Genomic DNA, 8,914 nt, shown 5'->3' with positions numbered 1-8,914 from the left:
CTTCTGACACAGCGCCCACAGGCGGATGTCGTCGGCATCGGCATCGGCGCGCCGGGGCCGCTTGATCCCAAGGCCGGCATCGTGATCGCCCCGCCGACCCTGGCCGGCTGGCACGACGTGCCGTTGATCGACATTCTCGGCCGGCAATTCGGCCTGCCGGTGCGGCTGGAGAACGACGCCAATGCGGCGGCTCTCGGCGAATGGCGCCTCGGCGCCGGCCGTGGCAGCGGCTCGCTGGTGTTCGTCACCGTGTCGACCGGCATTGGCGGCGGCGTGGTTGCCGACGGCCATATCTATCACGGCCGGCGCGGTCTGGCGGCCGAGATCGGCCACATGACCATCACCGGCGAGGGCGATCGCTGCTTCTGCGGCGCTGTCGGCTGTTTCGAGGCGGTCGCCTCCGGAACCGCGCTCGGGCGGCGCGCCACGGCGCTGACAGCGCCGGGCGATGGCTCCCTGCTCAGGCGCCTTTCGGCTGACGGCGACGTTTCGGCCAGGCACGTCGTCGAGGCCGCGCGTGCCGGCGATATCAGTGCGCTCGAATTGATCGAGGCGGAAGCGAAGTGGCTCGGCATCGGCTTCACCAACCTGCTTCACCTCTATTCGCCGGACCTGATCGTCATGGGCGGCGGCCTCGCCAACGGTTTCGACCTGTTGGCTCCAACCATCAGGGCAACCGTCGAGCAGCGGGCCATGCCGGCCTACCGGGATGTGCCGATCGTGCCGGCACAGCTCGGCGACCGCGCAGGACTGATCGGCGCGGCCAGCCTGATCCTGTGGGAGGGCGAAGCGGGCGCCCCACTGGCGATGGCGCAGGACGACGACAACGAACACGGCGCGACCGAACGTGCCGATGCCAGGGAGACAAGCCATGGCTGAGCTCAAGCTGCGTGGTGCGCGCAAGTCCTACGGATCCGTCGAGATCATCAAGGGCCTTGACCTGGACGTCGAGGACCGCGAATTCGTCGTCTTCGTTGGCCCGTCCGGCTGCGGCAAATCCACGCTGCTGCGCATGATCGCCGGCCTGGAAAAGATCACCGCCGGCGATTTGCTGATCGATGGCGTGCGGGCCAACGACATCGATCCATCCGAGCGGGGGCTCGCCATGGTGTTCCAGTCCTACGCGCTCTATCCGCACATGACGGTGGCCGAGAATATGGGCTTTGCACTGAAGATCGCCGGTGTTTCCGCCGCGGAAAAGGAACGCAAGGTGCGAGAGGCAGCCGAGGTGCTGCAGCTTTCGCATCTTCTCGACCGGCGGCCGAAGGCGCTGTCGGGCGGCCAGCGCCAACGTGTCGCCATCGGCCGCGCCATCGTGCGCAATCCCAAAGTTTTCCTGTTCGACGAGCCGCTGTCCAATCTCGACGCCGCCTTGCGGGTCAGCATGCGGCTTGAGCTGATGCGCCTGCATGAACATCTGGCCGCGACGATGATCTATGTCACCCACGACCAGACCGAGGCCATGACCATGGCCGACAAGATCGTCGTGCTGAACGGCGGCAACATCGAGCAAGTTGGTTCGCCGCTCGATCTTTATAACAAGCCGGCAAACATCTTCGTCGCCGGCTTTATCGGCTCGCCGAAGATGAACCTGCTGAGGCTGAAAGTGGCCGCGACTGGTCCCAAAGGCGTCTCCGTCACATTGCCGGACGGCTCGGCCTTGTCCGTGCCAGTTGCGGCGGGCGCAACCCGACCCGGCGACGAGTTGCTGCTCGGCATGCGGCCGGAGCATCTCCGCATCTCGGCCAACGGACAGTTCAAGGGGCAAGCCGTGCTGGCGGAGCGGCTGGGCAGCCTGACAATACTGCATGTCGAGGTCGCGCCCGATGTCACCCTGGTGGTGCAGGCCGAAGGTGGCGACACCACGCCGCTGCACAGCCCCATCGCGCTCGATATTTCTCCCGCGGTCTGCCATCTGTTTCGTATGGATGGCCCGGCGCTGGCCTCGCTGTCTTGAGTTGAATTCCCCGACATTCGGGAGACGTTGGCGGGACAGCGCCAGAGCCTGTCCTTCATCGCCGCGTTCTTCCTCCCTTTCCCTGCTGCGCTGCAGCACATTAAAAGCCGCTGCATACCATTTTAAATCTTGACGCGTGTCAAATTTTTCTAAAACATGCGGAAATGCTGACAGGCATCGGTCAGCGCTCTGGGAGGAGAAATGCCTGACGAAAAGTGGCCCGGACCGGGCGCGGAACCCGCAAACCGTTTGGCAATCGCTGATCGGTCGGCAGCTTGTCATCGCAAATGCCGGGCTGGCCTTCGCCGGCACAGGCACTCCGTTAGCCGTACAACGGTTCGATTGCGACACAACCAACAATTAGGAGGAGGAAGAGCATGCGTATGTTCAATTGCCTGACGCTTGGCGCCGGTCTGTTTGCAACCGTTATTTCCATGCCCGCCCAAGCCGAAGACGCGGCGAGGGTCGCGGCTATCGTCAAGGGTCTCGACAATCCGTTCTTCCAGTACATGCACCGGGGCATCGAAGAGCAGGCCAAGGCCGACAGCGTGGCCGTCACTATCCAGGCAGCCGCCAATATGGGCGACGCCACCGGACAGGCCGATCGGCTGACCGCCATGGCTATGCAGGATTTCGATTGCTATCTGGTCAATCCGATCAGCGTCTCCAACCTCGTCCAGGCACTGGTCCCTGTCGCCCAGAAGAACAAGCCGATCATCAACATCGACAGCACCATCGACGCCGAGCAGGCCAAGGCCGCCGGCTTCACCATCTCAACCTATATCGGCACCGACAACGTTGCCGCCGGCGTATTGGCAGGCGAGGAGATGCTGAAGCTGGTTCCTGCGGGCTCCAAGGTCGCGCTGGTGGCCGGCATCGTCGGCGATGTCGGCAGCAACGCCCGCATCAAGGGCTTCAAGCAGGCCGTCGAAGGCAAGCTCGAAGTCGTGGTGATGGTCAGCGCCGACTGGGACCGCGAGAAGGCGCTGACCGCGGCCACCGATATCCTGGCCGCGCATCCCGATCTCGCCGGTTTCTTCGCCGCCAACGACATCATGGCGCTCGGCGTCCAGCGCGCCGTCCAGACCTCGGGCAAGGACGTCAAGGTGATCGGCCTTGACGGCATCGTCGATGCGCTGAAATCGGTCGCGGCCGGCGAACTCTCCGCCACCGTCGCCCAGTATCCCTATGTCGTCGGCGCCATGGGCGTGGAGGCCTGTAAGGCGGCGGCCTTGGGCAAGGAACTGCCCGCCAACGTGCCGGCGCCGGTCTTGCTGATCAACAAAGACAATGCCGAAGCCTCGCTGAAGAACTTCCCGCGCCCGGGCGGCGACTATCCCGATCCCTTCCGCGAGATGTTGAAGTGAGCACTCCTGAACAAAACGCGCCCGTGCATACCGCGGGCGCGGCGGAGGAGAGCCGCCCCTCCCTGTCGGCTCTCCTCCTGGATCCTTCCTTCTGGGCCGACTGGGCATCGGTCGTCGGCCTTGTCGGCCTCGTCATCGTCTTCGGCATCGCCCAGCCGGTCTTTCTCAGCATCGCCAATCTGCAGGCCCTGCTGCTAGCGGCGGCGATCCTGGTCGTGCTGTCGATCGGCCAGACCTTCGTCGTGGCGACCGCCGGCATCGATCTCTCGCTGGCTGCCGCGGTTATGCTGGGCGCCATCATCCTCGGCCTTGTCGACGCCGCGGGTTATGGCATCTTCCTCGCCTGCGCGCTGGCTGTCGCCGCCACCAGCGCGGTCGGTTTCCTGAACGGCGTGCTCATCACAGCCGGGAAAATACCCGACTTCGTGGTGACGCTCGGCACGCTTTCGGGCGTCACCGGCCTCGGCCTAATCCTGTCAGGCGGCGAGCCGATAATGGTCGGCTCGACCTTCCTGCTGCGGCTGGCTTCGGGTTCCTTAGGGCCGTTCGGCTATCCCGTCTGGGTGGCGATCGCAGCCGTCATCGTGGCGCATATAGCGCTCTACCACACCCGCTTCGGCGTGCATCTGCTGGCGACCGGCGGCCAGGTCGAAAGCGCCGGCGCGCTCGGCATCCGCACCAACCGGGTCAAGATCGCCGCCTATACGATTTCAGGCTTCTGCGCCGGCATCGCCGCACTGCTCCTGGTGGCGCGCATCGGCTCGGCCGAACCGCAGATCAACACCAGCCTTCTCCTGAATTCGGTGGCGGCGGTGGTGCTCGGCGGAGTCAGCCTGTTCGGCGGCCGCGCCAGCATTCTTGGGCCGGCGATCGGCGCGCTGATGCTCACCGCGTTGGTCAACGGACTGACCCTGCTCAGCGTTTCGGCGTTCTACCAGCCGCTCGCCGTGGGCGCCATCGTGGTGCTGGCCGCTCTGATCATGCGGTACCAGAAATGAGCGCGGTCCATCATATCCCGCCATCCGAGGCGATCCTCGCCTGCCAAGGGCTGAGCAAGCATTTCGGCAGCATTCGCGCCTTCACCGACGTCGCGTTCCAGGCCCGCCGCGGCGAGGTCACCGCTGTCATCGGCGACAATGGCGCCGGCAAGTCGACGCTAATACGCTGTCTGGTCGGCGTGCATGTGCCGGATGGCGGCGAAATCTTCTTCGACGGCCAGCCGCGTCCCTTCGCCAACCCCGACGAGGCGCGCAAGGCCGGCATCGAGACGGTGCACCAGAACCTGGCGCTGATCGACGAATTGACCGTGGCGCAGAACCTGTTCCTCAACCGCGAGATCGTGCGCCGGATCGGCCCCTTTGCCCTGCTCGACCGCAAAGCCATGAAACAACAGGCGCGCGCCATGCTGTCGCGCCTGTCGATCAACATGCCTTCGGTCAGCCAGCGCGTGCGGCGCCTGTCGGGCGGACAGCGACAGGCGATCTCAATCTGCCGCGCCGCGGGTTCAGGCGCCAAGGTGGTGGTGATGGACGAACCGACGGCAGCGCTCGGCGTGCAGGAGACGGCCAATGTCGAAGCCCTGATCCGGCGGCTGCGCGAACAGGCCGTCAGCGTCATCCTGGTCAGCCATAATTTTGATCAGGTGCGGCGCCTGTCCGACCAGATCTGGGTGATGCGGGCGGGACGGATGGTGGCAACGGTCCGATCGTCCGAGACCACCGGCAACGAACTCGTCGCACTTGTCACCGGCGCGGCGTAGAGGCAACCCACCCGGCCATCTCGTTACGAATTGAATGATACAAAGGGAGTTTGCGAGTGGCGATAATCCGTGTCGGACTTGTGGGTCTTGGCGAGGTCGCGCAGTCGATCCATCTGCCGGTGCTGGCCGACCAGCGCGATCGCTGGCTGATAGCGGGCGTCCATGACGTCTCGCCGAGCCTGGTGGCGCTGTGCACATCCGAATACCCAACCGCCAAGGCCTTCGAAACGGCAGAAGCGCTGATCAATTCGCCCGACATCGACGCAGTTTTTGTTCTGTCATCAGATGACACCCACAGCCGTTTCGTCCGAGCTGCCGTAGCAGCCGACAAGCACCTCCTTCTGGAAAAACCCGCTTGTCTGACGGTGCGCGAGATCGACGAACTGCTGGTGCTGACGACGAATTACGCCAAGACGATCTTCGTCGGCTACATGCGCCGCTATGCACCTGCCTATCTGGCTGCCAGGGACGAACTACCCGCCTTCGCCGACATCACTCATGTGCGCATCTTCGACCTGATCTCCGAAGGCCGGCATTTCCTGAAGAAGAGCCAGAACATCCTCTATCCCAGCGATATCGACTCGGCGCTACTGGCACGCGGCGCCAGGGAGCGCGACACGCTGATCCGCGAAGTCGTGGGTGCCGATGCGCCGGCCGATCTCGTGCGCGCCTATCGCGGCCTGACCGCGCTGTCGTCGCACCACATCTCAGCGATGCGCGGGCTCATCGGCGAACCGGTTCGCGTGCTCGCCGCGCACCGGACCAATGGCGGCGCCAACACCTCAGTGACCTTCGACTACGGCCATTTCGCCTGCCAGTATGACGCGGTGGTCGACGATCTCGGCCTGTTCGATGCCATGATCGAGGTGCGCTCGAACACCAAACGCATCCGCATCGTCTACGACACGCCCTATATCCGCAGCCTGCCGACACGGCTCGAAGTGACGGAAGCCGGACCGCTCGGCCCGGTCACGCGGACCTTCGGGCCGCTCTATGGCGACGCCTTCTCCAACGAGCTGGAGACTTTCCACCGCCACATCTCAGATGGCACCAGGCCATTGACGGACCTGGCGGATTCGCGCCGCGACCTGGCGCTGATGGCCGAGATCATCGCGCGGATGAAGGAGGCTGGCGGGCGCTGAGTGCCCGCGCCTACTTCCCGCAATGGTGATCGTTGATCTTGTTTAGCGCATTCGCGTCGGGTCCGATCCGGTGGTAGGAGCAGGCTCCTGCGGCCGTGGTGACCAACTGCTGGTCATAGTAGCGCGGGCCGCCAAACAGGATGTCGATGATATCGTCTTCGGCGGGAACGTAGCGTTCGGATTGAACCCGGTGGTCGCGGTGCTTGTCGCCCGCGAAGGCGGAAGCGGATAGGCTACAGCCTATCGCGAGAGCGAGCACGCGGATCGCAAAGCGTCTTGTCGTCATCGGCAATCACCTTCTGGCCGTTCAGCGTCTCACCATACATCCAAAATCGCCAGCCGAGCAAAAGTTCCCCGGATCGTCCGAGGCGACGAAAAACCTGCCATCCTTGCCGATCCCCGCCTGTCACAATAGGTTTATCCTGCGGCGCTAGGGAGAGCGTTCTCGCATCCGGCGCTCAGCCGGATCCGTCTCTTCACACGAAGTGGGGTTTTCCATGCGCAAGATCATTCTCGCCGTCATGTTTTTGGCATCCGCCATCGCAGGCGCTTCAGCTGCCGACGGCACGCTGGTCCTCTATACCAGCCAGCCCAACACCGACGCTCAGCAGACCGTCGATGCCTTCATGGCGAAATACCCCGCAGTCAAGGTCGAATGGGTGCGCGATGGAACACCGAAGATCCTGGCCAAGCTGCGTGCTGAGATCGAAGCCGGCCAGCCGCAGGCGGACGTGCTTCTGATCGCCGACGTTGTGACCATGGAAGGGCTGAAGAAGGAAGGAAGGCTGCTCGCCTATCCCGAGGCCGATGTCTCCGGCATCGACGCCACCCTCTACGACAAGGACAAGACCTATTTCTCGACCAAGCTGATCACCACCGGCATTGTCTACAACACCAAGGCGCCCTTCGTGCCGGCGAGCTGGGAAGACCTCACCAGGCCGGAGGCGAAGGGCCTTGTCGCGATGCCCAGCCCGCTGACCTCGGGTGCGGCGATGATCCACACCGTGACGCTGACCGGAAACCTGCCGGAAGGCTGGGACTATTACAACGCGCTCGCCAAGAACGGCGCCCAGGCAAGCGGCGGCAATGGCGACGTGCTGAAGGCCGTCAGCGGCGGCGACAAGCTGTTCGGCATGATTGTCGACTACATGCCCATCCGCGAAAGGGCCAAGGGCGCGCCCGTCGAGTTCGTATTCCCGAGGGAAGGCGTCTCGGCCGTCACCGAGCCTGTCGCCATACTGTCCACGGCCAAGAACACCGAGGCGGCCAAGGCCTTCGTCGATTTCCTGCTGTCCAAGGACGGACAGCAAGCCGCCGCGAAGATGGGCTACATTCCGGCGCGCGCCGATATTGCCTTGCCGGCCGGCTATCCCGATCGCTCGTCGATCAAGGTGCTGCGCTACGATGCGGCCGCCGCGCTCGCCAACGACGCCGCCAACAAGGAAAAGTTCGGCGCCGTGATGAGCCAGTAGCGAGTCCAGCCGCCAGTGGTATCGTCCGCGCAGTATATCCTCCCCGGGCAGTCCGTGCCGGCACGGCGCGGGCCCGGGGTGCGGACCACATCGGGGTTTCGCGCGTCGGCGCTCGCCGTTCTGCTGGTCATCGCCCTGCTCAGTCTGCTGCCGATGGTCAGGCTCCTCGTCGCGGCCGTTGCGCCGGGCGGTGAGCTCGATTTCGGCGCATTCGCCGAACGCCTGGCCAAGCCCGCCGCCTTACGGGCGACGTGGCATACGCTGGATACTGCCTTTTTCGGCGCCGTGCTGGCGGTCTGCCTCGGTGGCCCCGTCGCCATCGCCGTCACCATGACCGACCTGCCCGGGCGAAAGCCCCTTGGTTTCCTGCTTTTGCTGCCGCTGATGATCGCGCCGCAGGTGACCGCTTTGTCGTGGCTGCATCTGTTTGGCCCGTCCAGCACGCTTCTCGGCATGGTCGGCATGGCGCCGCCACCGGGCACACCCAATCCGATGCTCGGCCGCAATGGCATCATCCTGCTTTACGCAGTCCAGCACGCGCCGATCGTCTTCATCACGTTGCGGGCGGGGCTTTCGCGGATTCCTCGCGATCTCGTCGAAGCAGCCAGGGCCTCCGGCGCCAGGCCGCTCTTCGTGCTGCGAACCATCGTCCTGCCAATCGTGCGTCCTTATATCGTGGCTTCGGCGGCACTCGCCTTCGTTTCCGGCGTCGGCAATTTCGGTATCCCGGCCCTGCTTGGAATGCCGGTCAACTACCTGACGTTGCCGACGCTGATCTATCAGGACCTGTCGAGTTTTGGACCTGGCGTCTTGCCGCAGATCACCGCGCTGTCGGTGCTGGTCGGCGTGCTGGCGCTGGCCGGTGTCACTTGCCAGTCGCTGGCTCTGCGCGGCGCCGCTCACCGCTTTACTTCAGGCACGCCGGCGCGTTTCGAGCTCGGGCGCTACCGCCTGCTGCTGGCCGGTCTCGGTTGGCTGGCGATCGGCTTCATCCTCGTGCTTCCGGCTTGCGCTCTGCTGGCGACGTCGCTCGTGCCGTCCTTCGGTGTCCCGCTTGGCTGGCAAACGTTGACCGCGTCCAACTATGCCGAGGTTCTTGTCCGCCAGGCTTCGACCGTTCGCGCCTTCCGCAATTCCCTTCTTTTTGCCGGTGCTGCGGCACTGATCCTCGCCATCGGCGTCATCCCGGCGACCGCTGTGCTCGAACGGCTCGGCCG

At 64.6% G+C, this 8,914-nt stretch carries 9 protein-coding genes; 8 read left to right on the top strand and 1 reads right to left on the bottom strand.

Features of this window, described 5'->3' with window-relative positions:
• The 6 genes from EOC93_RS30950 to EOC93_RS30925 all read left to right on the top strand — a co-directional run.
• Positions 1–879 (top strand): ROK family protein (locus tag EOC93_RS30950; RefSeq protein WP_164759350.1); only part of this gene is annotated, 879 nt, incomplete at its 5' end.
• Entirely contained in the window at positions 872–1,957 is a 1,086-nt protein-coding gene (gene ugpC, locus EOC93_RS30945) for a sn-glycerol-3-phosphate ABC transporter ATP-binding protein UgpC (protein WP_127206522.1), read from the top strand. The genes EOC93_RS30950 and ugpC, both read left to right, overlap by 8 nt.
• A 377-nt stretch (positions 1,958–2,334) precedes the next feature.
• Positions 2,335–3,324 carry a substrate-binding domain-containing protein gene (locus EOC93_RS30940; protein WP_127206521.1) on the top strand — a complete coding sequence of 330 codons (990 nt, stop codon included), beginning with the start codon at positions 2,335–2,337 and terminating at the stop codon, positions 3,322–3,324.
• Complete coding sequence (locus tag EOC93_RS30935) at positions 3,321–4,322, top strand: ABC transporter permease (RefSeq protein WP_095487084.1); 1,002 nt, start codon at positions 3,321–3,323, stop codon at positions 4,320–4,322. The genes EOC93_RS30940 and EOC93_RS30935 overlap by 4 nt, the downstream gene beginning before the upstream one ends.
• Positions 4,319–5,083 carry an ATP-binding cassette domain-containing protein gene (locus EOC93_RS30930; protein WP_095487086.1) on the top strand — a complete coding sequence of 255 codons (765 nt, stop codon included), beginning with the start codon at positions 4,319–4,321 and terminating at the stop codon, positions 5,081–5,083. Before EOC93_RS30935 ends, EOC93_RS30930 begins: the two co-directional genes overlap by 4 nt.
• A 56-nt stretch (positions 5,084–5,139) precedes the next feature.
• On the top strand, positions 5,140–6,225 hold the full coding sequence (locus tag EOC93_RS30925; RefSeq protein WP_127206520.1) for a Gfo/Idh/MocA family oxidoreductase: 1,086 nt from the start codon (positions 5,140–5,142) through the stop codon (positions 6,223–6,225).
• A gap of 10 nt (positions 6,226–6,235) precedes the next feature.
• Here EOC93_RS30925 and EOC93_RS30920 read toward each other — a convergent pair whose 3' ends face one another.
• Positions 6,236–6,511 (bottom strand): hypothetical protein, encoded by a 276-nt coding sequence (locus EOC93_RS30920; protein WP_095487090.1) that lies wholly within the window; start codon positions 6,509–6,511, stop codon positions 6,236–6,238.
• 211 nt (positions 6,512–6,722) lie between these two features.
• Between EOC93_RS30920 and EOC93_RS30915 the strand changes: the two genes are divergently transcribed.
• Both EOC93_RS30915 and EOC93_RS30910 read left to right on the top strand, forming a co-directional pair.
• The gene (locus EOC93_RS30915; RefSeq protein WP_127206519.1) at positions 6,723–7,697 is read left to right on the top strand and encodes an ABC transporter substrate-binding protein; all 975 of its coding nucleotides are present in this window, start codon (positions 6,723–6,725) and stop codon (positions 7,695–7,697) included.
• Between the two features lie 78 nt (positions 7,698–7,775).
• A partial coding sequence (locus EOC93_RS30910; protein WP_164759349.1) for an ABC transporter permease subunit occupies positions 7,776–8,914 on the top strand: 1,139 nt, incomplete at its 3' end.

Source organism: Mesorhizobium sp. M6A.T.Ce.TU.002.03.1.1, from assembly GCF_003997275.1.
GTDB lineage: Bacteria > Pseudomonadota > Alphaproteobacteria > Rhizobiales > Rhizobiaceae > Mesorhizobium > Mesorhizobium mediterraneum.
Note: the sequence above shows the minus strand (reverse complement) of the source record. Positions and strands in the feature narration are given on the sequence as shown.